This is a genomic window from Bacillus sp. AK25, assembly GCF_048270685.1.
GTDB classification, from domain to species: Bacteria; Bacillota; Bacilli; order Bacillales; family Bacillaceae; genus Bacillus; species Bacillus altitudinis.
Window position 1 is genome coordinate 243,057 of sequence record NZ_JBLUWC010000001.1, and the last position, 25,607, is coordinate 268,663.

The 25,607-nt window shown below is 42.4% G+C and carries 24 protein-coding genes and 1 pseudogene; 16 read left to right on the plus strand and 9 right to left on the minus strand.

Annotation, left to right across the window (positions count from 1 at the left end):
• The first annotated feature begins 19 nt into the window (after positions 1 to 19).
• Genes ACNO7B_RS01370 through ACNO7B_RS01380 form a run of 3 tightly spaced genes read left to right on the plus strand, consistent with a single transcriptional unit; the run spans position 20 to position 1,084 of the window.
• On the plus strand, positions 20 to 337 hold the full coding sequence (locus tag ACNO7B_RS01370; RefSeq protein ID WP_017360399.1) for a PadR family transcriptional regulator: 318 nt from the start codon (positions 20 to 22) through the stop codon (positions 335 to 337).
• Positions 330 to 917: a DUF1700 domain-containing protein gene (locus ACNO7B_RS01375; RefSeq protein ID WP_417901063.1), complete on the plus strand. Its 588-nt coding sequence runs from the start codon at positions 330 to 332 to the stop codon at positions 915 to 917. Before ACNO7B_RS01370 ends, ACNO7B_RS01375 begins: the two co-directional genes overlap by 8 nt.
• Positions 914 to 1,084 (plus strand): hypothetical protein, encoded by a 171-nt coding sequence (locus tag ACNO7B_RS01380; RefSeq protein WP_017360401.1) that lies wholly within the window; start codon positions 914 to 916, stop codon positions 1,082 to 1,084. The genes ACNO7B_RS01375 and ACNO7B_RS01380 overlap by 4 nt, the downstream gene beginning before the upstream one ends.
• 209 nt (positions 1,085 to 1,293) lie before the next feature.
• Here ACNO7B_RS01380 and ACNO7B_RS01385 read toward each other — a convergent pair whose 3' ends face one another.
• On the minus strand, positions 1,294 to 2,511 hold the full coding sequence (locus ACNO7B_RS01385) for a multidrug effflux MFS transporter (protein ID WP_017358619.1): 1,218 nt from the start codon (positions 2,509 to 2,511) through the stop codon (positions 1,294 to 1,296).
• A 211-nt stretch (positions 2,512 to 2,722) separates the two neighbouring features.
• On the opposite strand from ACNO7B_RS01385, the gene ACNO7B_RS01390 reads away from it, so the two are divergent.
• Positions 2,723 to 3,259, plus strand: coding sequence for a GNAT family N-acetyltransferase (locus ACNO7B_RS01390; protein ID WP_008342165.1), 537 nt, complete (start codon positions 2,723 to 2,725; stop codon positions 3,257 to 3,259).
• A 57-nt stretch (positions 3,260 to 3,316) separates the two neighbouring features.
• On the opposite strand, the gene ACNO7B_RS01395 is transcribed toward ACNO7B_RS01390, so the two are convergent.
• Positions 3,317 to 3,523 (minus strand): hypothetical protein, encoded by a 207-nt coding sequence (locus ACNO7B_RS01395; protein ID WP_136944900.1) that lies wholly within the window; start codon positions 3,521 to 3,523, stop codon positions 3,317 to 3,319.
• 114 nt (positions 3,524 to 3,637) lie between these two features.
• Between ACNO7B_RS01395 and ACNO7B_RS01400 the strand changes: the two genes are divergently transcribed.
• On the plus strand, positions 3,638 to 4,174 hold the full coding sequence (locus ACNO7B_RS01400; RefSeq protein ID WP_282900423.1) for a DUF402 domain-containing protein: 537 nt from the start codon (positions 3,638 to 3,640) through the stop codon (positions 4,172 to 4,174).
• Positions 4,175 to 4,211: 37 nt separating this feature from the next.
• Here the strand turns inward: ACNO7B_RS01400 and ACNO7B_RS01405 are convergent, their stop codons facing one another.
• On the minus strand, positions 4,212 to 5,825 hold the full coding sequence (locus ACNO7B_RS01405) for a S8 family serine peptidase (RefSeq protein ID WP_417901064.1): 1,614 nt from the start codon (positions 5,823 to 5,825) through the stop codon (positions 4,212 to 4,214).
• Positions 5,826 to 6,013: 188 nt separating this feature from the next.
• Between ACNO7B_RS01405 and ACNO7B_RS01410 the strand changes: the two genes are divergently transcribed.
• The 4 genes from ACNO7B_RS01410 to ACNO7B_RS01425 all read left to right on the plus strand — a co-directional run bounded on the left by ACNO7B_RS01410 (position 6,014) and on the right by ACNO7B_RS01425 (position 10,504).
• Entirely contained in the window at positions 6,014 to 7,498 is a 1,485-nt protein-coding gene (locus ACNO7B_RS01410; protein WP_065459760.1) for an amidase, read from the plus strand.
• A 45-nt stretch (positions 7,499 to 7,543) separates the two neighbouring features.
• Positions 7,544 to 8,107 (plus strand): TetR/AcrR family transcriptional regulator, encoded by a 564-nt coding sequence (locus ACNO7B_RS01415; RefSeq protein ID WP_017366541.1) that lies wholly within the window; start codon positions 7,544 to 7,546, stop codon positions 8,105 to 8,107.
• Positions 8,108 to 8,187: 80 nt separating this feature from the next.
• A complete protein-coding gene (locus ACNO7B_RS01420) occupies positions 8,188 to 9,210 on the plus strand; it encodes a quercetin 2,3-dioxygenase (protein ID WP_046526606.1) in 1,023 nt (340 codons plus the stop codon).
• Between the two features lie 160 nt (positions 9,211 to 9,370).
• The gene (locus ACNO7B_RS01425; RefSeq protein ID WP_048003134.1) at positions 9,371 to 10,504 is read left to right on the plus strand and encodes a zinc-dependent alcohol dehydrogenase; all 1,134 of its coding nucleotides are present in this window, start codon (positions 9,371 to 9,373) and stop codon (positions 10,502 to 10,504) included.
• Positions 10,505 to 10,525: 21 nt separating this feature from the next.
• Here ACNO7B_RS01425 and ACNO7B_RS01430 read toward each other — a convergent pair whose 3' ends face one another.
• Positions 10,526 to 10,963 (minus strand): MarR family winged helix-turn-helix transcriptional regulator, encoded by a 438-nt coding sequence (locus ACNO7B_RS01430; RefSeq protein WP_007498406.1) that lies wholly within the window; start codon positions 10,961 to 10,963, stop codon positions 10,526 to 10,528.
• Between the two features lie 262 nt (positions 10,964 to 11,225).
• On the opposite strand from ACNO7B_RS01430, the gene ACNO7B_RS01435 reads away from it, so the two are divergent.
• From ACNO7B_RS01435 to ACNO7B_RS01450, 4 genes and pseudogenes are all read left to right on the plus strand, one after another.
• The gene (locus ACNO7B_RS01435) at positions 11,226 to 12,734 is read left to right on the plus strand and encodes a class I adenylate-forming enzyme family protein (RefSeq protein WP_417901065.1); all 1,509 of its coding nucleotides are present in this window, start codon (positions 11,226 to 11,228) and stop codon (positions 12,732 to 12,734) included.
• Positions 12,735 to 12,801: 67 nt separating this feature from the next.
• On the plus strand, positions 12,802 to 14,184 hold the full coding sequence (locus ACNO7B_RS01440; protein WP_017358611.1) for an amino acid permease: 1,383 nt from the start codon (positions 12,802 to 12,804) through the stop codon (positions 14,182 to 14,184).
• Positions 14,185 to 14,284: 100 nt separating this feature from the next.
• Positions 14,285 to 14,651, plus strand: a pseudogene (locus ACNO7B_RS01445) (VOC family protein).
• Between the two features lie 312 nt (positions 14,652 to 14,963).
• Positions 14,964 to 15,824 (plus strand): alpha/beta fold hydrolase, encoded by an 861-nt coding sequence (locus ACNO7B_RS01450; protein WP_065459765.1) that lies wholly within the window; start codon positions 14,964 to 14,966, stop codon positions 15,822 to 15,824.
• 39 nt (positions 15,825 to 15,863) lie between these two features.
• Here the strand turns inward: ACNO7B_RS01450 and ACNO7B_RS01455 are convergent, their stop codons facing one another.
• Together ACNO7B_RS01455 and ACNO7B_RS01460 are read right to left on the minus strand one after the other, a co-directional pair.
• Positions 15,864 to 17,279, minus strand: a complete 1,416-nt coding sequence (locus tag ACNO7B_RS01455; RefSeq protein WP_113747528.1) for an alanine/glycine:cation symporter family protein — start codon at positions 17,277 to 17,279, stop codon at positions 15,864 to 15,866.
• Positions 17,280 to 17,312: 33 nt separating this feature from the next.
• Positions 17,313 to 18,293 carry a glutaminase gene (locus tag ACNO7B_RS01460; RefSeq protein ID WP_008342152.1) on the minus strand — a complete coding sequence of 327 codons (981 nt, stop codon included), beginning with the start codon at positions 18,291 to 18,293 and terminating at the stop codon, positions 17,313 to 17,315.
• Positions 18,294 to 18,810: 517 nt separating this feature from the next.
• Here ACNO7B_RS01460 and ACNO7B_RS01465 point away from each other — a divergent pair.
• The 3 genes from ACNO7B_RS01465 to ACNO7B_RS01475 all read left to right on the plus strand — a co-directional run bounded on the left by ACNO7B_RS01465 (position 18,811) and on the right by ACNO7B_RS01475 (position 22,325).
• Entirely contained in the window at positions 18,811 to 20,097 is a 1,287-nt protein-coding gene (locus ACNO7B_RS01465; RefSeq protein ID WP_017358607.1) for a sensor histidine kinase, read from the plus strand.
• Between the two features lie 4 nt (positions 20,098 to 20,101).
• On the plus strand, positions 20,102 to 21,040 hold the full coding sequence (locus ACNO7B_RS01470) for a response regulator (RefSeq protein ID WP_024719015.1): 939 nt from the start codon (positions 20,102 to 20,104) through the stop codon (positions 21,038 to 21,040).
• 193 nt (positions 21,041 to 21,233) lie between these two features.
• Positions 21,234 to 22,325, plus strand: a complete 1,092-nt coding sequence (locus tag ACNO7B_RS01475) for an SEC-C metal-binding domain-containing protein (RefSeq protein WP_024719014.1) — start codon at positions 21,234 to 21,236, stop codon at positions 22,323 to 22,325.
• Between the two features lie 48 nt (positions 22,326 to 22,373).
• Here ACNO7B_RS01475 and ACNO7B_RS01480 read toward each other — a convergent pair whose 3' ends face one another.
• From ACNO7B_RS01480 to ACNO7B_RS01490, 3 genes are all read right to left on the minus strand, one after another.
• Positions 22,374 to 23,414: a DUF4352 domain-containing protein gene (locus ACNO7B_RS01480; RefSeq protein WP_035703073.1), complete on the minus strand. Its 1,041-nt coding sequence runs from the start codon at positions 23,412 to 23,414 to the stop codon at positions 22,374 to 22,376.
• Between the two features lie 313 nt (positions 23,415 to 23,727).
• Positions 23,728 to 24,384: a response regulator transcription factor gene (locus ACNO7B_RS01485; RefSeq protein WP_007498386.1), complete on the minus strand. Its 657-nt coding sequence runs from the start codon at positions 24,382 to 24,384 to the stop codon at positions 23,728 to 23,730.
• Complete coding sequence (locus tag ACNO7B_RS01490) at positions 24,381 to 25,592, minus strand: sensor histidine kinase (RefSeq protein WP_417901066.1); 1,212 nt, start codon at positions 25,590 to 25,592, stop codon at positions 24,381 to 24,383. The genes ACNO7B_RS01485 and ACNO7B_RS01490 overlap by 4 nt, the downstream gene beginning before the upstream one ends.
• Positions 25,593 to 25,607 lie beyond the last annotated feature (15 nt).

The following is a 25,607-nucleotide window of genomic DNA, read 5'->3' on the forward strand; positions in this document are numbered from 1 at the left end:
ATAGTTAGGAGTTGTAAACATGAATGCACAACTAAAAAAAGGATTACTGGAATTCTGTGTACTGGCGGTATTAAAGAAAAGCGATTCCTATGGTTATCAAATGATTAAAGATATGTCCCATTGTATTGAGATTTCAGAATCGACATTATATCCGATATTAAAGCGGTTAGAGCAAAACAATTATGTGGAGACCTATTCACAGGAACATAACAGTCGATTAAGAAAATACTACCGGATGACAAAGAACGGACGGGAGCATATCGCGCAATTTTTAGCGGAATGGGATCAAGTGATGGCGATTTACGACTTTATTTCTGGAGGACAGAGCAATGAATAAAAAAGAATTTTTAGCCAGCTTGGAGAAGCATCTGCATCGTCTAGGCGAAAAAGAAAGTGATCGGTTCATCGAGTATTACGATGAAATGATCGAGGATTATCAGGAAGATGGCTACAGTGAACAGGAGGCAGTTCATCAAGTCGGTCAGCCTGCCATCATCGCTGAAGGGATTATGAAGGAACAAGGAATCAAAACAGTTCAGGTGCCGACGTTTGGAGAAAAAGCCACAAGACTCTCCATCCTCATTTTGGGCTTTCCGTTATGGGGCAGCATTCTCGCAACAGTATTCCTGCTGATTCTTTCTGTGTATATGGTGATTTGGTGTGTTCCACTCGTGACAGGTACAATGACGCTAGTTGGTTTGCTCGGTGGTTTTTGGAGTATCATTGGTTCTCCATTTATTTTTCAGGATGGTTTGCATGTGGTGGTGACGCAGATCGGAGTTGGGATTCTTCTATTAGGTGTCGGATTATTAAGCGGCATAGCCACGGCGTATTTAACAAAGCTATTTGTGCAAGGGACTGTTCAAACCACTAAGGCATTCATGGGAATGTTTAAAAAGAAGGTCGTGAGAGTATGAACGTGAATGATTTAAAAAAGCAATGCATCAAATGGGGGATCATCTTCACCGTTGCCGGAGGAATTGTCATGGCAATTGGTTTTGGACTTTCAGGCTTTGACCTAGATGCATATCAAAATAATGACCAGTACAATGTGTTCCGCACGATCAATTGGAGCAAGCCATAAATGAAAGACCCGCTTATGCGGGTCTCAGCGTGTAGACAAACCCTCGCATTCGGTGTCAGTCCTGCGCTTCGGTGCTCACGAATGTCAAATTCGCTCCGCGCCGATGCTCGTCCTTCCTAGGGCTGCAAAGGTTTTCTATCACGCTGAAAAGAAGACAAAGAGCCAAAATAAAGTTCATTTTAGCCCTTTGTCAACAATCTGCTACCCGCTTATGCGGGTCTTTTTTTCGCTCTGGCAACAAAGAAAAAATAACAGCAGAGTGCGCCAAGGTCACAGAGCATAATAATCAGCCCCATGGGAAAGGCAGTCTGGCTTCCAGCTAAGCCGACAAGGGGTGTCATGCATGCGCCAAGAAGCATTTGTGCCACACCGATGAGGGCAGCGGCACTTCCAGCATGCGCACCGTGATGCTGCATCGCAAGAGAAGGAGCAGACGTGCCGACAATCCCAACGCTAGAGACCACAAAAAAGAGCGGAATGAGGATGCCATAAAGCCCTGCATCAATAGAGATCATCACACACAAGGTGACGCCTCCTAAAGCAGCTGTCAGCAGCCCAATGCGAAGGACTTTCTCCTCACCAATTTTCGCAGCAACGCGGGCAAATACTTGTCCGGCTGTGATGATGCCAAGACTATTCACCGCAAAGGCAGCACTGAAGCCCTGCGGAGAAAGGTTGAAAATCTCCTGCAGTACAAACGGTGATCCAGAGATATACGCAAACATGGCGGCGAAGACAAGCCCTTGTGAGAGAGCATATCCGACAAAGAGTCGATCGCTCGCTAGAATTTTCATCGCACCTAGGATCTGTTTGAAGCCTCCAGTCTGTCTGCGTTCCACAGGTAAGCTTTCTTTCAATGAAAACATCGATCTTAGGAGCATGAGTGCCCCGAGGATTCCTAGCAGAACAAACACACCCTGCCACGTCGTGAACCGTAACATTTGTCCGCCCACGATCGGTGCCGCAGCTGGAGCCACTCCGTTGACTAACATGAGCAAAGCAAAGAATTTCGTCATTTCTGAGCCTTCATAATGATCTCGTACGATGGCTCGTGCAATGACAATGCCTGCTGATCCAGCAAGTCCTTGAATCAGCCTTAAAAGAATGAATGTCCAAATTGATGTGACCACTATGCATAAAAGAGAGGCCGCAATAAAAATGATTAATCCAATCATGAGCGGCTTTCTTCTGCCGACTGTATCACTGATTGGACCTGCAATCAGCTGTCCAAGCGCAAGTCCAATCAAACAAGCCATGAGACTTAACTGAGACAGCGCCGTGCTTGCTTCAAAGTCACGGGCGATATTAGGTAAAGCAGGTAAATACATATCCATTGCCAGCGGTGCAAGGGCTGTTAAAGAGCCAAGAAGCGCGGCAAGGAGGAATCGATTTTTTTTCGATTCTTGGGGATAAGATAAAGAATTCATATGATGCCACTCCTTGTATACGTCCTCAAATCAGCATAATGAATCAAGCTTTCCATTTCAATCAAAATTTTCAAAGAAAATTTCGTGCAAAATAATTGATCTTTAAAAGAAGACTCTTTACATTGAATGAGTAGAGAAAAGAATCAGATCATAGGCATGCAGTGATTGCATGATACGTATATCCATTCATAGACAAACAGGAGGTGCTGGCATGGAGCAGCAAGAGTTGATCATTCGTCAAGCAGTGAGTGAAGATCATGAGGCGATCACACATGTGCTGATCAAATCATACGCACAGTATGAGCCTCAATTTACAGAGGAAGGCTGGCAAAATTATTCTGCAGCCTTGCGAGCGGCTGTAGATAACCCAAACATGGAGTTGATGCTTGTGGCCGAGCTTGAGGGCAAGGTCGTGGGGACCCTTCAAATGTTCCGATCATCAGAACAGGCATATGACAAGCCGGAGATGGGCATTACTTCAGCGATTGTCCGGTTTTTAGGGGTAGATCCTGATGTGAGAGGAAAAGGTATTGCAGAGTCATTGTTGCGTAAAAGTATAGAACTGACGCAATCGTGGGGCGAGAACGTCCTGTACCTTCATACGTCGGATAAAATGCAGGCCGCCATTCGTTTATATGAAAGAATGGGCTTTGAACGGGCACTTGATAAAGAATTTGTGAATCAAAATGGGACGCATGTGAAGAGCTATCAGTATGTGATCAAAAAAGAACAGCCGGCTGGCTCATAACACGCTGCATAAGAAGAGGAAGAGCATGTCCTGCATGGACGGGGCTCTTCCTCTTTCTCATGATACCCATACGTTCAGTGCCATATATGAAAAGCACCATGAGATTAATCCGAACATGACAAAGAATTTCAACACATGTTCATAAGGGGTCAGCTTTCGATCTCTTTTCGTTTTCACCAGCCGCCAGTAAAGGGCATCGCCACAAAAAACCAAGATGATTTGTCCGAGTTCTGCTACGGTTTCGATGATTGTGATTCCGTTCATTTGTTTTCACCTCACCATATGTCTTCCATAGGCAGCAGCAGTGAACCTTTATTTCTTCAAAAGAAAGCAGTGTATACTAGAATAAGAAGTAGATGCAGAAGGGGTTGTGACCGATTGTTTCCGCTATATGCAAATTCTTGGGATGACGTCATTGAGAGAAAAATCAAATACGATGATCAGGTTGTGGAACATACGTGTCAGCTGTTAGACGCACAGGAGCAGCAAGTCGTGTTGTTTCATAAAATTCAAGAACCATTTACAATGGTTGCTGGTGATGGCACTGTCACGATTCCAAAAGGGAGTTATACGACCGCCTATTATTGGACGGACCGGCCTTACAATGTCTATTTTTGGCGAGATGATCAAGGCAATGAACTTGGCTCTTATGTGAATATCGTCAGACATACATGGTTTGAAGAACGGGCGGTTGTTTTTGAAGATTTATTGATTGATCTACTCGTTCTTCCGAATGGTGATTTCTTTGTTTTGGATGAAGATGAACTGCCGGAGAGTTTAGCTTCCTTTGAGCAGGGCTCGGTTCATCGGGCACTCCGTGATGTCATCCATTCGTTAGCGCACATCCTCGATCAAGTGAGGCTGGATGCGAAAGGGAAATATCCTCACACCCTGTTTCAGAAGATGTTGAAATAGAAAAAACGATTCCTTGCTGAAAGGAATCGTTTTTTTATCAAACCTTGATCCGGCTGATTCGTTTTTGTAAATCAGTTTTTGTTTTAGATGCTTTTAGTTGTTTGACCGCACTTTGAGCGGTTGCTTTTGTTTTCTTTGTTCGTTTGGCTTCGGCTTTTTTGACTTTTTGTTTGGCATCTGTCACTTTCTTTTGATAAGCGACTTGTTTTTTGACTTTGTCGAGCCGGTTTTGCAGGCTTGTTTTTTCTTTGCCTTTGGATAGCTTTTTAATAGCCGTTTGGGCACTTTTAATCGAGCCTTGGGTTTTACTTTTTTCAGCTGATTTGACCTTCGCTCGTGCGTCACGAATATCAATGGCTGTTTGGACTTTTTTGACTCGGTCAGTGAGTGCGGTTTTTTGCTTGCTGGCAGTGAGTCTGCCAATTTTCGTTTTGGCTTGATCAACATCTGTCTGTTTTTTAGATGTTTCGGCTGTCTTGACTGCGCTTGTCGCAGCCTTTAAAAAGGTTGACTGCGGCACATATTGCACGCGGCCATAGCCGAATTGTGAATCTTTTCCTTTTGCGCCAAGATCCACTGTATAGCTGCGCAATAAAGTGCGGAGCTGAACATTTGTTTTCTTAGGATGTAGCTGTTTTAACAGCGCCAGCATCCCTGTGACATGCGGTGCCGCTTGTGATGTACCCGTGGCATACCAATATTCATTTTTCAAATAGGTACTGATGACGTTCTCGCCGGGAGCGGAAAATTCAATTCCTTTCCCCGTATTAGAGATGGAGGCGAGTTTGTCTTTGTCAGTCGTTGCGGAAACAGCAATGACGCTATTGTATGCGGCAGGATAGCTAATCCCATTCTTCTTTCCATCATTTCCACTTGCAGCAACGACCAGCAGTCCTTTTTTGTATGCTTCATCAACTGCTGAACGTAAAATCGGAATGTTATCTTCAAAAGCTAGACTTAGGTTGATGATGTCCATCTTATTGCTAATCGCCCAATCAATGCCTCGGAGCAGACTGTATAAGTCGCCCTCTCCTTTTTTATCTAATACTTTTACAGCATACAGCTTCACACCAGAAGCGACGCCGACCGTACCGTAATCATTATTGAGCGCCCCAATTGTACCGGCGACATGTGTTCCATGTCCTTCATCATCTTTGTAAGAAGACGTGTAATCGACGAATGATTTACCGCCGGCTACCTTTAAATCTTCATGTGGGAAAATACCAGTATCGAGAACGGCTACTTTCACATTTTTCCCTGTCACGCCTTCTTTGATTGCTTGCTTTACATTGAGCTTCTGCAGGTTATAAGATTTTTGTACCAAAGCATCCTGGCCAGTAGCAGCAGCCGTTTTTTTTACGGTAGTAGCAGCGAGTTTGACCCTAACGTTTTTTGAAACATAAGCGATGTTCGGGTCTTTTTTAAGTGAGGTGACAGCTTGCTCATCTGCTGTCACTGCTACAGCTGGAAGATGTATGTATTGAGCGTTCACTTTTTCACTTTCTTGAATAGCCGTCTGTTTTCCTTTTTGATTTTTATAGACGATGATGACATCTGTTTCTTTTGGTGGTGCAACTGCCTGCGAATGGAAGGGCAAAGCAGTTGTCAAAGCAAGAAGAAACGCGATGACCACGACGATTTTCTTTTTCAAGGCAATGGCTCCTTGCATATGAGGTGACCTCCGTCTTTTTTTCTTTATTATATCGGAGAAATAAGATAGATGGTTAGAAGAATCATAGTCTAGAAAGAAAGTTTTTTTCACACGTATCCCGAAATTGAATTTCATAGAATTCTAGTAGACAATAGAGAGATCAAAATATGAGAAAGAAGGACATGCCGATGAATGTAAAAGAGTATATGACGTATGATGCAACGGGATTGGCGTCACTTGTGCAGAAAAAGCAGGTCACGCCCGAAGAGCTTGTACAAGCTGCATTTACTAGATTGGAAGAAGTGAATCCAGTACTAAATGCGGTGATTCATACTAGACGAGATCAAGTGTTCAAAGACATGAAGTCACTAGATGCGGATCAGCCTTTTGCTGGTGTTCCGTTTGTGTTGAAAAATATATCGCAGGGGTTGGAGCATGAACCTTTGACGGCGGGTGCTTTGCTGTTAAAGGATGTAAAGGCGCAAACAGATTCCCACTTTGTCCGTCGATTGAAGCAGGCTGGGCTCCTCATGATCGGTCATACAAACACACCTGAATTCGGATTGCGAAATGTGACAGAACCCTTTTTATATGGTCCGACGAGAAACCCTTGGAATGCTGACTATTCTCCGGGCGGTTCAAGCGGCGGGACGGCAGCAGCTGTGGCAAGCGGCATCGTACCGGCGGGTGGAGCGAGTGATGGCGGAGGGTCTATTCGGATTCCGGCATCCTTTACTGGTTTATTTGGACTCAAGCCAACAAGGGGGAGAACACCGGTCGGCCCGGGTGCAGGAAGGCAGTGGCAAGGAGCTTCCATTGACTTTACGCTCACAAAAACAGTTCGAGACAGTGCAGCCCTGCTTGATTTGCTTCAAGTCATTCAGCCAGAGGCTGCGTTCCAAACGCCATTATATGACGGCAGCTATCAAGAGGATTTGGTGAAACGAACCTCTTCTATGCGAATTGCTTACAGTGTAGACTCTCCAGTAGGCACGAAGGTGAGTGAGGAAGCAAAGCAGGCAGTCTTGAACACTGTGAAATGGCTGAGTGAACAAGGGCATCAAATAGAGGAAGCGAAGCCGGACATTGATGGTGTCCATCTGATGCAGCAATATTATGTCATGAACAGCGGTGAAATGTCTGCCTTATTTACCTCTCTGGCTCGTTCATTCGGGCGTCCGGTGAAGCCGGAGGAGACAGATATTGTGGCATGGGTACTGGCGGAAGCAGGAAAAAATGTGACAGCTGCTGCTTATACAGAAAGTCTTGATGCATGGGATATGGCCGCTGCAAAAATGGCCGCATTTCATCAAACCTACGATCTATATGTGACCCCAGCTACTGCCTATTCGGCTCCAAAGGTTGGCGAGTTGATGCATAACGATCAAGAAATTGCTGCATTGTTACGTGTGTCATCCCTTTCAATGCAAGCACAGCAAGATCTGATTTATGAAATGTTCCTCAAGAGTTTGACCTACACACCATTTACACAGCTGGCTAACCTAACCGGCCAGCCATCTATGAGTGTGCCAGTTCATCTCACAGAAGCAGGCATGCCTTTAGGCGTACAGGTGACAGCACCGAAAGGAAAAGAGGACTGGCTGCTCAGACTGGCGTCAGAAATAGAATCATCCTCATTATGGAAAGGAACGCATCCATTACTGAATCAATAATACAATGGCATCGACGTTGGTCTATGGAGGAAAGGAGTGTCACACGTGAGTACGAAGGACAAAATCATTCAAACGGCCGCACTTCTTTTACGTAAACAGGGGTATCATGCGACAGGGTTGAATCAAATCATTAGAGAGAGCGGCACGCCGAAAGGATCTCTATATTATTACTTTCCAAATGGAAAAGAAGAGCTGGCCATAGCAGCCGTTGAATATATTAGTCAAAGGGTCATCGATCAAATTGAAGCAAGCTTTGCCTATTCTGATGACCCATATGTCGCCGTCGATCATTTTATGACAAATATTATTCGGGGTTTTATGGAGCAAGAAAGTGAAAGAGGGATACCGATTGTCTTACTGGCGGCTGAGTCAAAACCTGAACATACAAAACTTCATGCTGCATGCAAACAAGAAATGATCCGCTGGCAAGAGCTTGTCAAAGAAAAGCTGATGAATAGCGGATATGATGAAACAAAAGCGGATGAGCGGGCATCTCTCCTTCATTCAATGGTCATCGGCGGATTATCAATGACCACTGCATTAAAGCAAACGACTCCTTTAGAGCACGTAAAATGTTACCTTAGACACTTATTTATGCGAGAAGAGTAAAATCTCTCGCATATTGCCTATCTATTATATCAATTGGTCTATATAATAAAGATAGTCAATTAGTCATGAGGAGTGATGGGATGTCGGAGCAACCACAATCGATCAAGCAATCCGAAGATACCTCTTTTTATACCGTGTCCGGTTCGGGGGAGCTGTATGGTTTGGAAAATCAGCTTGTACATGTGCTGGCAGAAGCAAATCAAACAAATCAACTGTTTGAGCTTGTCTTAATCACAGGTGGGAAAGGTGCTTACTTTCCGCTGCATTGTCATGAGACGCTATTTGAAACCATCTTTGTGCTGGAAGGGAAGCTGGAAGTGATACTGGACGGTAAAAAGTATATGGTGACGGCCTGCGATTATATTCATATTCCGCCCAAAACAATTCATGGCTATAGAATGCATAGTCACAAAACAAGGTTTATTTCTTATACACTGGGCGGGCAAATGACAGATGTCTATCAGCAAATCGGAAAGAGGCTGTTGCAGAATGAATGGCCGATGACTGATCACCCATTTGATGCAGACAGCTTTCATCAGGCTGAAAAAGAAAGCGATATCATATTGATGCACGGCATTAGGGAGCTATCCAATACAACCAAGCCAGCTGTTTTGTTTCATAGTCAGCTCCCGCGCGCAGTGCAGCCATATGTGCTGGAGGCTGGTGAAGGAAAGCAATACATGGTCGAAGGTCAGCTTCATGAGCTGATTGCGACAACGGAAACAACAGGAGACGGATTTAGTTATTTTGTGATTGAAGGGACAAAGGGAAAAGGATTACGTTCGCATTATCATGAAATGCATACAGAAGCACTTTATTGTGTTGAAGGCAGAATCAATCTTCAGTTAAACGGAGAAAATATTTGCTTGATGCCAGGGGATTTTGCCTATATTCCTCCGAATACCGTTCACTCGTATGAATTCGTGTCTCATTCAAATAAAATGTTGGTTTTGCTGCTGCCTGGCTATATTGAGCAAGTGTTTGAACAATTTGAAGAAGCACAAAGTCCAGGTATGTGCCCTTATTTTATACAGGAAGGGGACATGATGGAGGATGGGGAGACCTCTGCTCAGTATGATTTGGTGTTTGTCGAAGAAAAATAGCTGTGTAACGCGTTACACAGATTTGAATAAACAGCCTGCCGAATCAATCGGCGGGTTATTTTATTTCCCTTATGGAACAGCATCCCTATTCATATGTATGAACCATCCATTCAAGGTGAAGCTATAGACATGATGACCTTAGCTAAAGGAGGAAATGCACATGAGAGCTGTCACCTATCAAGGCAAAAGCCGCATTGCGGTGAAGGAAATAGCTGCACCATCTATACAAGATCGTGAAGATGTCATCGTTCGGATAACATCTACAGCAATTTGTGGGTCAGATTTACATTTATATCAAGGGAATTTCCCGCTTCCTATCGGCTATGTGATTGGGCATGAACCGATGGGGGTGGTAGAGGAAGTCGGGCCGGATGTCACTGCGGTGAAAAAGGGAGATCGTGTCGTCATTCCATTTACCGTGGCATGTGGTCAATGCCAGTATTGCCATCATCATCTAGAAAGTCAATGCGATCACTCAAACCCCCATTATGATTCAGGCGGACTTTTTGGATACAGTGAGAAATATGGGAATTACCCCGGAGGACAGGCTGAATATTTACGTGTGCCCTTTGGAAACTATACACCATTTAAGGTGCCGGATGATTGTGAGCTAGAGGATGAACAATTGCTGTTTTTATCAGATGTTCTGCCAACTGCTTATTGGAGTGTAGAACACGCAGGTGTAAAAAAGGGGGATACAGTCATTGTGCTGGGGTGTGGACCTGTTGGGTTAATGGCACAGCAATTTGCTTGGCAAAAGGGCGCAGAGCGGGTCATTGCTGTTGATTACATTGACTACCGTCTACATCATGCAAAACGAATGAGCGGCGTAGAAGTATTTGATTTTACAGAAGACCCTGACATGGGAGAAACCCTAAAGGAGCTCACAAAAGGCGGGGCGGATGTTGTCATTGATTGTGTGGGGATGGATGGGAAAAAGTCACCGCTTGAAAAGATTGAACAGAAGCTCAAGCTGCAAGGCGGAACGATAGGGCCCATTCAAATTGCCACAAAAGCCGTGAGGAAATGCGGGACTGTTCAGCTGACGGGTGTGTATGGAGGTCTTTACAATATGTTCCCATTGGGTGCTTTTTTCGCAAGAAACGTCACGCTGAAAATGGGACAGGCACCGGCGAGAGGGTACATGTCAAAGCTTTATCAAAAAGTGACAACCGGGGAAATTGATCCTAGAGCGATCATCACACATCAATTACCGCTAGATGATGCAGCTCATGCGTATCACATATTCAATGAAAAACAAGATGATTGTATAAAAGTCATCTTAAAGCCATAAAAAGAAGGCTTAGGATATTTCCTAAGCCTTTAATGTGCGCTCGTCCATCATTTTTTCGATTAATTCAAAAAATGTTTTTTTATCTTCTTCTGATAGGTGATTGAACAGTTGATTGACAAGCAGCTGACGATTGTCGATCATTTGTCTGGCGATTTGTTCACCTGATTCAGAGAGTGTAATCCATACCGTACGGCGGTCATTGTTATTTCTAGAGCGGATAATCAGCCCTTCATCTTCTAAGTGATTGAGAGCGGTTGTTGTTGCGGAGGGAGATAATGAAACTTCCTGCAGAATATTTTTCACAGTACATGATTGATGGCGGTAGATGATGCGTAAAATAAACCCTTTTACATTCGTGACGTTTTTAGGGATATTCTCTTCATCTATTCGTTTCGTCGCCTTTAAATACTTTGTCAGTGCATGGTCTAACAAACTTGCCTCTAGCTCGAAATGTTGCATTCTCCATACCTCTTTTCCTATTGCATTCGCATTTTCCGATCAATTACTAGGTCTATCTTATCATAATAAGCATCATCATTTAAACCAAAATGGAAGACGGCTATAAAATTACCTATATTATCAATTAATAAAAGGAACAATTCCAAAATGAAATGATTTTACTTTCACCTTTTTTTATTTTAGAATGTGAATGAGATAAAATCTGCCAATCCAATTCACTGGAAATTGGCTATTGGACATCAAACGTTTGGAGATGAAGATATTGAATACTTTACAGGCATTACTAAACGACAGAATGGAACGCTCTTCACAAATTGAAGCGGTAACTGGCGGAGGTGTGTCTTATACATTTGAAGAATATGCAAAACGCATTGATCAGCTAGCACATTACTTACATCGTAAAGGAATTCGAAAAGGTGACCGGGTGTGCTTTATTTGTCAAAACCATCATCACTTTTCTACGATTATGCTCGCAGCCATTAAAGCAGGTGCTGTCGCCGTACCGCTTAGCTGGCAGCTTACCTCTTTTGAGCTAGAAGGTATCTTGAAAAAAGCAGAGCCAAAGGCTTTATTTTTTGACCGTGAATTCCGTGACATCATTGCGGCAGTAAATGTGTCTTTAGAAGATTGTCTCATGGTGGAATCTGGTGTCAATGCGAAAACAACACAGCTGTTTGAAGACATATTGGCGTCTAATGATGGAAGTGATCTTGCTGAACAGGTATCAGAAGAAGATTTGGCCATGATTTTATTCACTTCAGGTACAACAGGTAATCCAAAAGGCTGTATGGTCGGACATGGACGAATCTATCAATTTTTAACAAGACGTGGGAATCGAGGATTTGATCTGAAAGGAAAACGGTACTTGGCAAGTCATCCGCTGTATCATATGAGTTCTATTAATCACTTGATTGCAGCTGCAATTGAAGGGTATACGTTAGTCTTCTTACATGATGCAACACCGAAACGCATTTTAGAAACGATTGAGAAAGAAAGAATTACGTTTATGATGGCTTTCCCATCAGCTTATACGTACATGCTAGAAGAAATGAAGCGCGGTTCGTACGATCTCTCATCTTTTGAAATTGCGATTTCTGGTGGTACGAAGGTACCGGTACGCTTAATTAAAGATTACAAAGAAGTAGGCATTCAGATGATGCATGGCTATGGAAGTACGGAAGCGTGGGTTGTGAGTGCGTGGCATCCAGCGATGGGCGAGGATAAGATGGGCTCTGCTGGTAAAGTGGATCCGGATGTAGAAGTCAAAATCGTGCATCCTGAGACAGAGGAGGCGCTGCCAACTGGAGAAATTGGCGAGGTCGTCATGAGAAGCCCATTTTATTTCTTAGGCTACTATCATCAACCTGAAGCGACAGAGAAAGTGCTCAAAGATGGCTGGTTCCATATGGGGGATGCAGGCTATCTGGATGAAGACGGTTTTCTTTACATCACAGGGAGATACAAAGATGTGATTCTATACGGTGGGGATAATATTTATCCTGACCAAGTGGAAGAGGTCATTGATCAAATTCCAGGTGTAATTGAATCTGCTGTCATTGGGGTACCAGATGACTTATATGGTGAAGTACCAAGTGCGTATATCGTAAAAGACGAATCTGTCGATTTCTGCGAAGAAGATGTGTTGAATTACTGCAAGGAACGTTTAGCAGATTACAAAGTGCCATCCATTCATTTCACGCAGGATCTGCCAAAAAATAAACTTGGTAAAATCATGAAGAAAGATTTACGTGAATTGGTTGTGAATGCATAGGACCTATTCTGCTATAATGAAATTTGAATGATTTTTTTGTTTTTCTAACGTTTTGGAGGGAAAGGGTTTGCGACATATACTTCGTAAGAAACACATTCACGATTTGTTAGAACAGAGCAGACAGCAAAAGGTAAAGAAAACACTGGGCGGGCTTGATCTCACGCTCCTTGGCATAGGGGCTGTGATTGGGACGGGGGTCATGGTGTTAACCGGAATTACAGCAGCTAAGGATGCAGGACCGGCTGTTATTTTCTCCTTTGCGATTGCAGCGATTGTGTGCAGTTTAGCAGCACTTTGTTATGCAGAAATGGCTTCTGCGCTGCCTGTGTTCGGCAGTGCGTACATTTATTCATATACCACAATGGGTGAACTCGTAGGTCATCTCATGGGATGGACGTTATTATCTGTTTATATGCTGACTGCTTCAGCTGTAGCGAGTGGCTGGTCGAGTTATTTTAACAGCCTGCTGGAGGGGTTTGGAATCTCAATTCCACATCAATTTTTAGCTGGTCCAGAACAAGGCGGATATATGAATTTGCCAGCAATTATCATTGCTTTACTCATTGCGTGGATCCTATCTAGAGGAACGAAAGAAAGTAAAAAATTCAATAATATCATGGTGTTTGTGAAACTTGGCATTATTGTTCTTTTCATTGTAGTAGGTGGTTTTTATGTAGAGCCAGCCAATTGGCAGCCGTTCATGCCGTTTGGTACGGAAGGGATTATTGCTGGAGCCGCTGCTGTGTTTTTTGCCTTTTTAGGATTCGATGCCATTTCGGCTTCTGCAGAAGAGGTGAAAAATCCACAGCGGAACCTGCCAATTGGCATTATTGGTTCATTGCTCATTTGTACGATCATTTATATTGTCGTTTGTTTGGTCATGACAGGCATGGTGCACTATACGAAGTTGAATGTGACAGAGGCAATGTCTTATGTATTGCAAAGTGTCCATCAACATAGCGTGGCTGGTATTATTTCTGTCGGTGCTGTAATTGGATTGATGGCTGTGATTTTCGCCAATAATTATGCGGCAACTCGAATTGCTTTTGCGATGGGGCGGGACGGGCTCTTGCCTAAAGTGTTTTCAAAAACAAACAAAAGTGATACACCTGTTGCAAGTATATGGGTGATTGGCGGAATGACAGCTGTTATTTCAGGGTTTATTGATTTGAAGGATCTGTCCAACCTAGCCAATATCGGTGCATTATTAACGTTTGCGATGGTGAGTTTATCCGTACTCATTTTGAGAAAGACACATAAACAGCTGGAAAGGGGATTCCGGGTTCCGTTTGTACCGGTTTTGCCAATTATCTCGATGGGCTGTTGTGTGTTCCTGATGCTCAATTTACCAGGCCGGACATGGCTGTACTTCGGGGTTTGGCTGATGATCGGTGTCGTCATGTACGCAGCATATTCTAACAAACACAGTGAATTAGCGAAATCTGCTTGAGAAAAAGGTGCAAATCCGTTGACGATTTGTGCCTTTTTTCATACGATTTGGGATAAGCTATATAAGAGATAATGAACGGAACAAGAGGAGGATGAGGGAAATGATCAGCGTTAGTCCTTATATTGTCGTAGAAGACGTCAAAGAATCTCTTCAATATTATCAAGGAATTTTTGGCGGAGATATTCGTATCTTAAATGAACATCAAGACCGTGTATTGCATGCTGAGCTACACCTTGGGAGAATCACTGCTCCACTTTTCAGATACATTTGGCCGCACACCAAAACCGGAGAATCTTCGATTGATCATGCAGTTTGACAATGAGGAAGAGTTAAAGGCTGTATACGAGGCGCTTGAAGCTGACGGAGATGTCCTTGTAGAATTACAGGATACGTTTTTTGGCGCACTTCATGGACAAGTACAAGATCGGAAGAATGGTCTGATATGGGTGCTGAATTATATGAAATAAATAAAGACCTTCACCCTTGTGAAGGTTTCAGCGTGTAGACAAACCCTCGCATTCTTTGTCAGTCCTGCGTGCTGGTGCTCACGAATGTGAAATTCGCTCCGCGCCAGTACTCGTCCTTCCTAGACTGCAAAGGTTTTCTATCACGCTGAAAAGAAGACAAAGTGCTAAAATAAAGTTCATTTTAGCCCTTTGTCAGTAATCTGAGACCTTCACCCTTGTGAAGGTTTTTTTGTGAGTGTTTTTATTTTCTGAAAAATGGAAAATATGCTATGTTGGAAGAATGATAAGACATGGGGAAAGGGTGGAAAAGGAATGGATCAAGTTGAGTTTCAATATATTCAAACAAACGGCATAAAGCTCCATACAGCAATGGCTGGTCCTGAAGATGGCCCACTGCTGGTCCTGCTGCATGGATTTCCTGAGTTTTGGTATGGTTGGAAAAATCAAATCCTCCCCCTAGCTGAGGCGGGGTATCGTGTCGTTGTTCCTGATCAAAGGGGATACCATCTGAGTGACAAACCAGAAGGAGTCGAATCATACGTCTTAGACAAATTAAGAGATGATATCGTGGGATTAATTAAGGCGCTGAGCCCAAATCAAAAGGCTATTGTCGGCGGACATGATTGGGGTGGAGCTGTTGCTTGGCATCTTGCTTCAACCCGTTCTCAATATGTAGAAAAATTAATCATCGTCAACATGCCGCATCCTCGTGTGATGATGAAGGTCCTTCCGTTTTATCCGCCGCAGTGGAAGAAAAGCTCTTATATCGCGTTCTTTCAGCTTCCAAATGTACCAGAGGCAGCCCTTCAAGAAAATCACTTTCAAAGACTGGATGAAGCCATTGGACTGTCTGCTAGACCTCATTTGTTTACAAAAGAAGATGTCTCAAGCTATAAGTTGGCATGGACACAGCCTGGAGCCATTACGTCTATGTTGAATTGGTATCGAGGTATTAAAAAAGGCGGCTTTGAAAAACCGATTTCCAAACGAATTCTCGTGCCTGTCCGCATGATCTGGGGAATGGAGGACAAGTTTTTAAGCAGAAAGCTCGCAAAAGAAACGATCAAAATTTGCCCAAATGGACAGCTGATTTTTGTCGATGATGCCACTCATTGGATCAATCATGAAAAACCAGATGTCGTGAATAAGCTCATACTCGAATTTTTAACATAAAGAAATAAGCTCTGATCATATGACCAGAGCTTATTTGTTTTATCCGATTTGATTCTTTTTCAAGGAAACCGGTTCGTCGTCCCAGCATTCAATGCTTTCATTGTTTGGAACAGCATTTTTATAAAAGACAGGATCTTTTCCTTCTTTTTTCTGTCTCGTATAATCTTTCAATGCTGCAAAGGCGACTTTGGACAACATGGTAATGGCAATGAGGTTGACGATGACCATGAGTCCCATGAATAAGTCGGCGAGGTTCCAAACAAAAGGAACACTTGCCACAGCACCGAATAAGACCATTGCAATAACGGCAATACGGTATCCAATGAGCCACGCCTTGCTTGATTTAAGGAACTCTATGTTTGTTTCACCATAGTAATAATTTCCGATTAACGTACTAAACGCAAACAAGAAGACCATAATGGCAAGTACACCAGAAGCCCAAGGACCAATGTGTTCACTTAAAGAAGCCTGAGTAAGTTCGATACCAGTTAATTTGGTTGTTTTATATGCATTAGAGAAAAGGACAATAAAAGCAGTACTTGTACAAATAATCAGGGTATCAGTTAAAACACCAAATGCTTGAATGAGCCCTTGCTTTACAGGGTGACTAGTCACGGCAGCCGCAGCTGCATTCGGCGCACTACCCATCCCCGCTTCGTTTGAAAAGAGACCCCGCTTGATCCCTTCCATGATGACAGCACCCATCGTACCTCCTGCAAATTGTTCAATGCCAAATGCATGGGTGATAATGGTATGTACAACACCAGGCAGTTCGGTAATGTTTGTGATCATGACAAATAGAGCAATCCCAATATATGCAACAGCTAAGAAGACGACAATATATTCTGCCATCTTTGCGATCGTTTTGACACCGCCGAAAATGATCAAGCTAAATCCAACAGCCATAATGACTCCAACCATCAATCGGTTTGTGCCAAATGAATTTTCAAAAGCAATGGTAATGGTATTCGACTGTACAGCGTTAAAGACAATACCGAAAGAAATAGTAATCAATACGGCAAATAAAATCCCCATCCAGCGTTTCTTTAAGCCTTTTTCAATGTAGTACGCTGGACCTCCGCGAAAGCCTGACCCATCCTTTGTTTTATAGACTTGGGCAAGTGTACTTTCAACAAAACTAGAGGCGGAACCAATAATTGCGAGAATCCACATCCAGAAAATAGCACCAGGACCACCCATGGCAATAGCGATCGCGATACCAGTAATATTTCCTGTTCCAACTCGAGCGGCCATACTAATAGCGAACGCTTGGAATGGTGACACACCAGATTTTTGTTTATTTGTTCCTTCTTTCAGAACGATGACCATTTCCTTGAGCATACGAATCTGAAGGAAACGAGTTCTAAATGTAAAATAAAGGCCTACAAGAATTAATAGTGCAACAATAATATATGACCATAGAAAACCATTTGTTGTTGTTAATAAACCATTCATAACATCACCTCTTCGATTTCATCACTGTTCTTTTTAAAAAATACTGAGATCCCACTCTTTAGCGAGTTTCTTCAGCATCATGACACCGGTAATACTATTTCCACAATCGTCAATGGCAGGACCATAAATGCCGATACCGCAGCCTGTCTGAAATGGGAATTCTCTTCTTGCGCTTGGCGGAACGCAAGCCATGATTCCTCCAGACACACCACTTTTGGCTGGAACGCCTACGAAAGCAGCAAAATTACCAGACGCATTGTACATGCCGCATGTCAGCATCAATGCCTTTGTTAGTCTTGCGATATCTTTTGGGATGACTTGGACTTGTTTAAAGGGATGGTAGCCATCACTTGAAATAATCAGTCCAATCAAGGCGATGTCCTCTGTTGTGACCTCAATGGAACATTGCTTTAAATACACTTCTAACGTGTCCTCGACATCTGATTCTAAGTAATTGGTTTCTTTTAAATAATAAGCAAGTGCCCGGTTGCGGTGTGCAGTTGCCCATTCTGATTGATAAACCTCTTCATTAACAGAAGGACGCTTACCTATTAAGTTTTCGATTAAATCGAAAATATATGCTAGCTTTTCTGTAGAAGTCTTTCCAGGAAGGATGGAGGATACGGTAATAGCTCCAGCATTAATCATTGGATTAAAGGGCTTCCCTGGTTTATGCATCTCAAGGCGGTAGATCGAATTAAATGCATCACCAGTTGGCTCTACATCTACCCGATCCAAGACGTACGGAACGCCTCTTCCTAAACAGGCAGCTATAAAGCTGATGACTTTTGAGATACTTTGCAGGGTAAAGGGAACGTCCCAATCACCATAACGTACAGATGATCCATCTGGGCCTATCACGCTGATACCAAGTTGAGAGGAATTTACTTTTCCGAGTGCTGGAATGTAGCCAGCGTTCTGCCCGTTTTTGTAATACGGACGTATTTCTTCTGCCCATTGATCAACAGAAGACTGGCATGCGTGTTGTGTATTATTAGAAATTGCTGTTTTCATACGATTCCTCCAATCAAAAATCAAAAAGTACCCTATTGAATTGGCGGATGACAAAAAATGCGATCAAATAGGCACGAAAACATGTTACACATCTTCAAAGAACTTGTCATGCGCTGCTTGTACCACTCCTTTACACCTAAATATATGTTCAAATGAAGGCTTTGGCGGCGAAACAACAAAAAGGGTTTTTAGTGAAAATTCAGAAAACGCTTACATATAGTTTCACTAAAATTGTTCATTCAATTTATCTTGGAAACTACACAATCTGACGAAAATCTACAGAAAAACTTACAAATAAAAATCAGTCTGCATGCAATTGTCTAAACAATTCCCATTATTGTAGACAATCTCCAAATCGTAGAATAGCTGAAAGGTCACCATGCCTTCTCGGAGAATAGTCATAAAAAATGATTTTGAAGAGAGAAGTAGCCGTGAAAATAATTTTTTTGCTCATTGTGAAGCAAAGAGTCTCCTTGTATACTGTGGCTATGTAAACAGGGGAAGGGATGTCAGTCATTTGAGTTTAAACCAGCTTGTCAAAAAAGACGCATTTATTTTGATTTTTATGATCGTCATTGTGCCGCTTGCGGGAGAGCTGAAGTTTTATCCTGTGAATGAAACATTTCGTATTAGTTTTGGGGCACCTGCGTTTTTCTTTTGCTTATTACTTTTAAGAAAATCAAGACCATTGCTGCCAGGGTTTTTAACAGGCGCAGCCATTGTCCTATTTCGGGTAGGTTTAGATCTTATTCAGCAAAAAGCTGATCTGGCTCTGTCATTTTATCAGCAGTTTCCGAGCTTCTTTTTTTACTTTACTTATGCTTTTCTTTTCTTTGTTGTCCGTACAGGACGTTTCAAGCAACGTTCCATTTTTATTGGGCTGATCGGACTGATGATTGAACTGCTGGCTGATTTTGTTGAGCTGTTTGTACAATTTTTAGTGTTTGATACAACCATGACTTTCTCAAAGCTGAGTGATATGATCCTCATTGCATTTGCTCACAGCTTCGTGGTCATCAGCTTTTTTAATATGATGAGGCTGTATGAGGCACAATCAAGAGAGAAACAAATCATGAAGCAAAATGAGCATATGATGATGGTCATTTCAAATTTATATGAGGAAACAGTTCATTTAAAGAAAACGTTAAATCATACAGAGCACATAACGCAAGAATCCTATCGGCTCTATCGTCTGCTGAATGAACATGAGGCAGGAAAGAAAGTGAGTCAGGAGCTGCTGAAGCTTGCAGGGGAAATACATGAAGTCAAAAAGGACAATCAGCGTATTTACGCTGGGCTTTCAAAGCTGATTTCAAAGGAAAATATGCAAGATTATATGAGGGCAGAGGATCTTGTTCAAATCGTGATTCGCATTCAAGAGAAATATGCGCTATCTCTCGGGAAGAACATTTCCTTTACATCTGATATAAAAGGCATTCACTTGCATGAGTATCATGTGTTCATTTTCTTATCGCTGATTAATAATTTAATGGCAAATGCAGTTGAAGCAATCAAGGATGATGGAGCCATCTCACTCGTATTAAAAGGCAGTCATGATAAAATAGAGATTCGGGTCGAGGATGATGGACCGGGTATCCCTGAGAAATTGAGAGAGATTGTATTTGATCCTGGATATACCTCAAAATTTGATGCATATGGAACACCGTCAACTGGGATTGGCTTATCCTATGTGAGAGAGCTGGTTCAAGAGCTGGACGGTCAAATCCAGATTGAGCAGAAAGAAACGAAAGGAACAGCTTTTCAGCTTGTCCTTCCGATAAAAAATTTAATACAGAGAGGGTGAGTGTATGCGATTTTTCATTGCAGATGATGATCGTGCAATACGCTCGATTTTAGGTCAGATCATTGAGGATGAGGATCTAGGAGAGGTCGTGGATGAAGCTGATGACGGCATTGGATTAGAAGCGCATTCATTGAACCTGAAAAAAGTAGACATCCTTCTGATTGATCTTTTAATGCCAGCTAGAGACGGCATTCAAACCATACGTCATATTCACCCTGAATTCAAAGGAAAGGTCATCATGATATCTCAAGTAGAAGCAAAAGAGATGATGGCAGAAGCCTATGAACTTGGAATTGAATATTATATTCATAAACCCGTCAATCGAATTGAGATTGTCAGTGTCATTCGAAAGGTCATGGAGCGGATCAAGCTCGAAAAATCAATTTACGATATTCAAGCTTCTCTTCGGCATGTGCTGCCATTAGAGCCAGTGATTTCTCATGAGACAGGTACTGGATCAAAGCGAAGAACGATGAAAGAGGCAGGGGAATTCCTCCTATCTGAATTAGGAATTGTCGGAGAGAGTGGCTCTAAGGATTTACTAGAGATCTTGATCTACTTACATGAAACGCAGACAGCCAATTCTCATGAGGTGAATTTTCCGCCATTAAAGCAACTATTTATCAAAACGGCGGAACGAAAGCTTGGTCGTGGTGCGGCGGATGTGGAAGTGATGCGGGAAGTGAAAGCAGCAGAGCAGCGAATTAGACGAGCCATCCATCATTCCTTAAATCATTTCGCATCACTTGGGCTCACAGATTTTTCAAATCCTAAATTTGAGCACTATGCGTCGAAGTTTTTTGATTTCACTGATGTCAGCCAAAGGATGAAAGAAATGCAGAAGACTTCTTCATCTGCAGGGTCAACAGGCAGAGTCAATACGAAAAAGTTCGTGCAAATCTTTTATTTTGAAGCAAAGCAGCTATTCGAAGGGATGAGCTGAGGGAAATCTATTGGAATGATTGGAGAAAATAAACAGAGACAGAGTGCTTTTGACTATGAGCCGCCTTGCTCTTTTAGACGTCTTTGTTATTTATCTGATCATTCTGATTTTTCTTTTTTCTTGAAAATAAAACTCTCCTGTGCAATCGTTTGTTAAAATAGTGAGGTTAGACTAGAATGTCGGAGGTTTTATTTTGGGAAAAATTAAACGAAATGCGCTCTGCCCATGCGGAAGCGGAAAAAAATATAAACATTGCTGTGGTCAAAAGTCAGGCGGAGAACAAACGTCTGAGCTTGTGTTTAAGGAAGCTGTACAAGTTCAAAAGGATTTAATGAATTATGCGTTCTCTAAGCATCAGAGAGCGATCAATCAATTCATTAATGAGTTTTCTTTCCTAGCAGATATGGATAAAGAAACGCAACAAATCTCAGTCTTTCATTTGAGTGTATGGGGCATCTTCTTCCGCCCATTAACAGATAAGAAAGAGACCATCTTCCAAGAATTCCTGACAAAAAAAGCAGAAGATATTACCCGTCCTAAAACAAGACAAGTGGTTGAATCTTGGACAGACATGGAGCCATCTTTGCTTTTATTAAATGAAAAAACGGACGAGTCTCTTTACTTTGAGAATATGGTGACAGCTGAGAAGGTTGAAGTTGATGTGAAGCCGGATCAAACTGTGCTGCCAGAGAAAGGTAGTCTTGTTCTAGGTTTCCCTGTTCAGTTTGAAGAAAAGGCAGAGTTTTTCATTCAATATACGATGTTTGCGAAAGAGTTTACTGATACGCTTCTTCTTCAGGTTCGCCAGCTCGTTGAAGCACATGAGGCAAACGGAGGAGCACGCAGCACATTTATGAGAGAAGCCTTCCCTGAAGTGCTGAAGTGTATGTTTGCGAAGCAAGAAGTTGAAGAAACAGAAGCGCCTGCTCAAACAGAAGGAAGTACAGTAGGGCTATCAGCAGATCGGATGGACTGGGCTAGTGACGTTCAGCTGGAAACAGCCAAGCTGATTGAAGACGGGATGAAAGAGCACGGTGACCAAAGCCTGACAGATGGCGCTTTAACGGTTTGGAAAGCTTACTGTGATCAGAAAGCACCTGTGATCCGTAAAGCGGCGTCATTTGCTGCGGGAATCGAATATTATATTCATTCACTTGCAAGCGATGCCCCGCTTTCTCAAGCACAAGTTGCTAAAAAGTATGGCATTAGTGCGTCCACTGTATCGAGCCGATTTAAAGACATTGAAAAAGCGGTCAAAGAAGAGCAAGAGACGACTGTATCATAGCATGAAAAAAGACGCGGCACCTTTCAAGGAGCCAGCGTCTTTTTTTCATCATCTTGTTTTAATAAAACCACTCATGTATTGCTCTGTATTATAATCATTGAGGTCAATTTTCCACTGACCATCTCCGTTACGTTTCATTTTCACTTCATACTCAGCAGGGCTTGAGACTGGAGGAAGCTTTTCAAACTCAGATGCGTACATATTCAAGCTTTTCTTATACAATTCTTCTTTCGAACGGATTTTGCCGTTGTAAAACTCATCTCTTTGTTTGTCTAGTTTGTCTTTTAAGTTAGAAGCATCAATACCGGTTACTTGAGCGACAACCTTCGCTTCGTCATCTGAGATGGTTTTCACACTTGTTTCCACTTTCGCTTTATCCTTCATTGTATTTTGCATGCGTTTGTACATGGATAAAATATCGCGGTCACTGACTTCGTTTCCATATATGCCTGCACTTCTCTTAAAGTCTTTCACAAACATTTCGTGATATTTATTAACGACATCTGATTGATTGTCACCTGTTAATTCTGAGAATTGATCATTCTTTTTGTCAAAAACAATGAGATCTGTATAAGCAGATAGTGCTTTTGCTGGGTTATCTAGCTTTTTCGCTGAATCCAGTATCTTTTCGCCATCTAGTTCCATTTCGATCGAATCGCTGTTTTTCTTGATGCTATCTTGGTACACGAACTGATATTTTTTGCCTTTATCTACTAGGAAATAAAGCGCTCCTGATAGTGATTTCCCTTTGTTCAAGGACCCAAGATCAAGGCGGTCTTTACTGCCGTAGAATTTTAAATCAGAGACTTTGGCATCGTCCTGATAAAGGGTGAAATCAGAGTTATATAGTGAAAGGGCTTTGTCACCTTTGTTGGTGATCGTCAGGTTGACTTTTAACACCAATTCATTGTCTCGCAAGGTAGTTGTTGAGTCTTCTGGTAACGTATATTCGTAGCTATTCACTTTTACCTCTGCTGTTTTTGTTGATTTTTGGTCAGCCTTTGTTGATTTTGCTGAGCTCTGGCAGGCTGCAGAGATGATCATCACGAATGAAATCATGAGGAGTGCACTTATTTTTTTAAGATTCACAGTTGATGCTCCTTTGCTTTTCTTTCGTCATTTTCTTCCCGCTATCTGACTGAGAAAAAAGAAACAGATAGAATGGTATATTCGGGTGTTAAAGGGGAAAATCTCCTAATGACGATTTGCACTATTCATTCTATCGAATTTCATTCGTGATGAGGAATAGGTTTTAGTCCCTATCTTTGATAGATTTTTACACAAATACCTATAAAAAACGGAATTTAATAAGTAAAATATACTAGTTAATTAGAATTAATTTATCTATTTATCATGGGTTTTAAATGTTTTTTATATAAAATTCTTGAAGTGGAGGTATTTTTCATTTCACAAGGCGATGACGAATAGCGAAGACGACAGCTTGTGTCCGATCTTGTGCATTTAATTTCTGCAAAATGCGATGGACATGCGTTTTTACCGTACTTACACTAATAAATAACTGATCAGCAATGTCTTCATTCTTTAAGCCGTAAGCCATTTGCTGCAGGACGTCACGTTCCCGTTCTGTAAAAGATTCTTGAAGAAAATGAGTGTGGTGCCGATCATTTGCCTGTTGAAGGGCCTGGGCCATCATATGCTCGGAGGCTGCCGTTTTAAACACAGATTCGCCAGCAAAAGCCGTTCGAATGGCCTCAATTAATTCCTCCGGCGATGTGTCCTTTAGTAAATAACCGACTGCTCCTGCACGGATTCCGTCAAAGACATATTCTTCTGTATCAAAGGTCGTCAGAATGACAACTTTGATATCAGGCTGCTGACTTAAAATGTGCTCTGTTGCTGTGATACCATCCATTTTAGGCATTTGGACATCCATCAGCAGGACATCCGGTTTGCGGCTAGCGCAAAGGTCCACTGCTTCCTGACCGTCTGCCGCTTCCCATATAACTTCAATATCCTCTTGAGCACTTGCAATATAACGAAATCCTTGGCGAATCAGCGGTTGATCATCAATTATGCCAATTGAAATAGGGTTTTTCATGATAGGGTATCCTCCTTGATTGGGATTTGAACAAGTATAGAGAAGCCATGTGGATCACGAATGGAGGTCTTGAGAGTTCCCCCTGCTGCCTCACAGCGGGCTTTCATACCTGACAGGCCAAACCCGTATGATATGCTGCCGCCGTTTACATATCCATCATCTTCAATGTGCATGATGAGCTCTTTATCATCGTTACATAATGTAATACTCATCCTGGTCGCTTGCGCATGCCGAATTGTATTGGTGATCGCTTCTTGCAAAACACGATAGAACAGTTCAGATATAGCGAGCGGCCATTTTTTATATGTGAGCTGATCGGTATAAAAGTGAAGCTCAAGCTCTCCAGTCATTTCTCCTTGTTTCACTAAGCTGCGGAGTCCTGCAAGACCAAGTCCTGCATCATCTGACGCCATATGATGAACAACGGAACGGACCTCGGTGAGACAGTTTTTAGAAATGGAGATCAGTTCATCAAATGTTTGAGCCATCTGTTCAGGTATTTCTTGTTTTAAGCGGTAGGGCAGAGATTGAAGCTGCACAATCATAGACGTTAATTGGTGGCCGATGCTGTCATGCAAATCCCGTGCAATTCTGCTTCGCTCTTCCAGCACAGCAAATTGCAATGACTGAACCGTCGCTTCTTCCAGTTCGATATGAGCCTGTTTCAATTTCTCATGTGCGTCTGACAATTCACGGTGAACCAGCTGAAGTTCTCCGAAGTGTTCTTCCTTTAATTCTTGTTCCCGCCGCCGCATTCTAGAGATCAAGACAATGGTATACACAAGCAGCTGGAATAATGGAAGGGTGATGACCATGCTCCAAGAAAGGCCATTCACGTAGTAACTTACACCACTGGTGAGAAAGATCAGTCCGAATAAATAGGGATGATGTGCTTCTGAAAAACGAAAAGCAATAAAACCAATCATAAAAAAGGTGAGCCCGATACTGTCTTGCAGATGTCCTGTGACGATCCAAAGGAGATGTGTCAGTATCCACATCAAGAAGAGCATGGAAAATTGCTTTTTAGGTGCCAGCTTGTTTTTTGGAAAAAGACAAAGAAGAAACACCAAATAGGCGAAGGTGCGAAACACCAATTCGCCTATAGAAAGTGGCTCGTACATTTGAATATACATATACGTCAACACAAGACCTAACACTACTTTTCGTCTCATTTGACCTAAAAGCTCGAGTGGCTTCTGAAGATTCATGTGTAAAACTCCTGT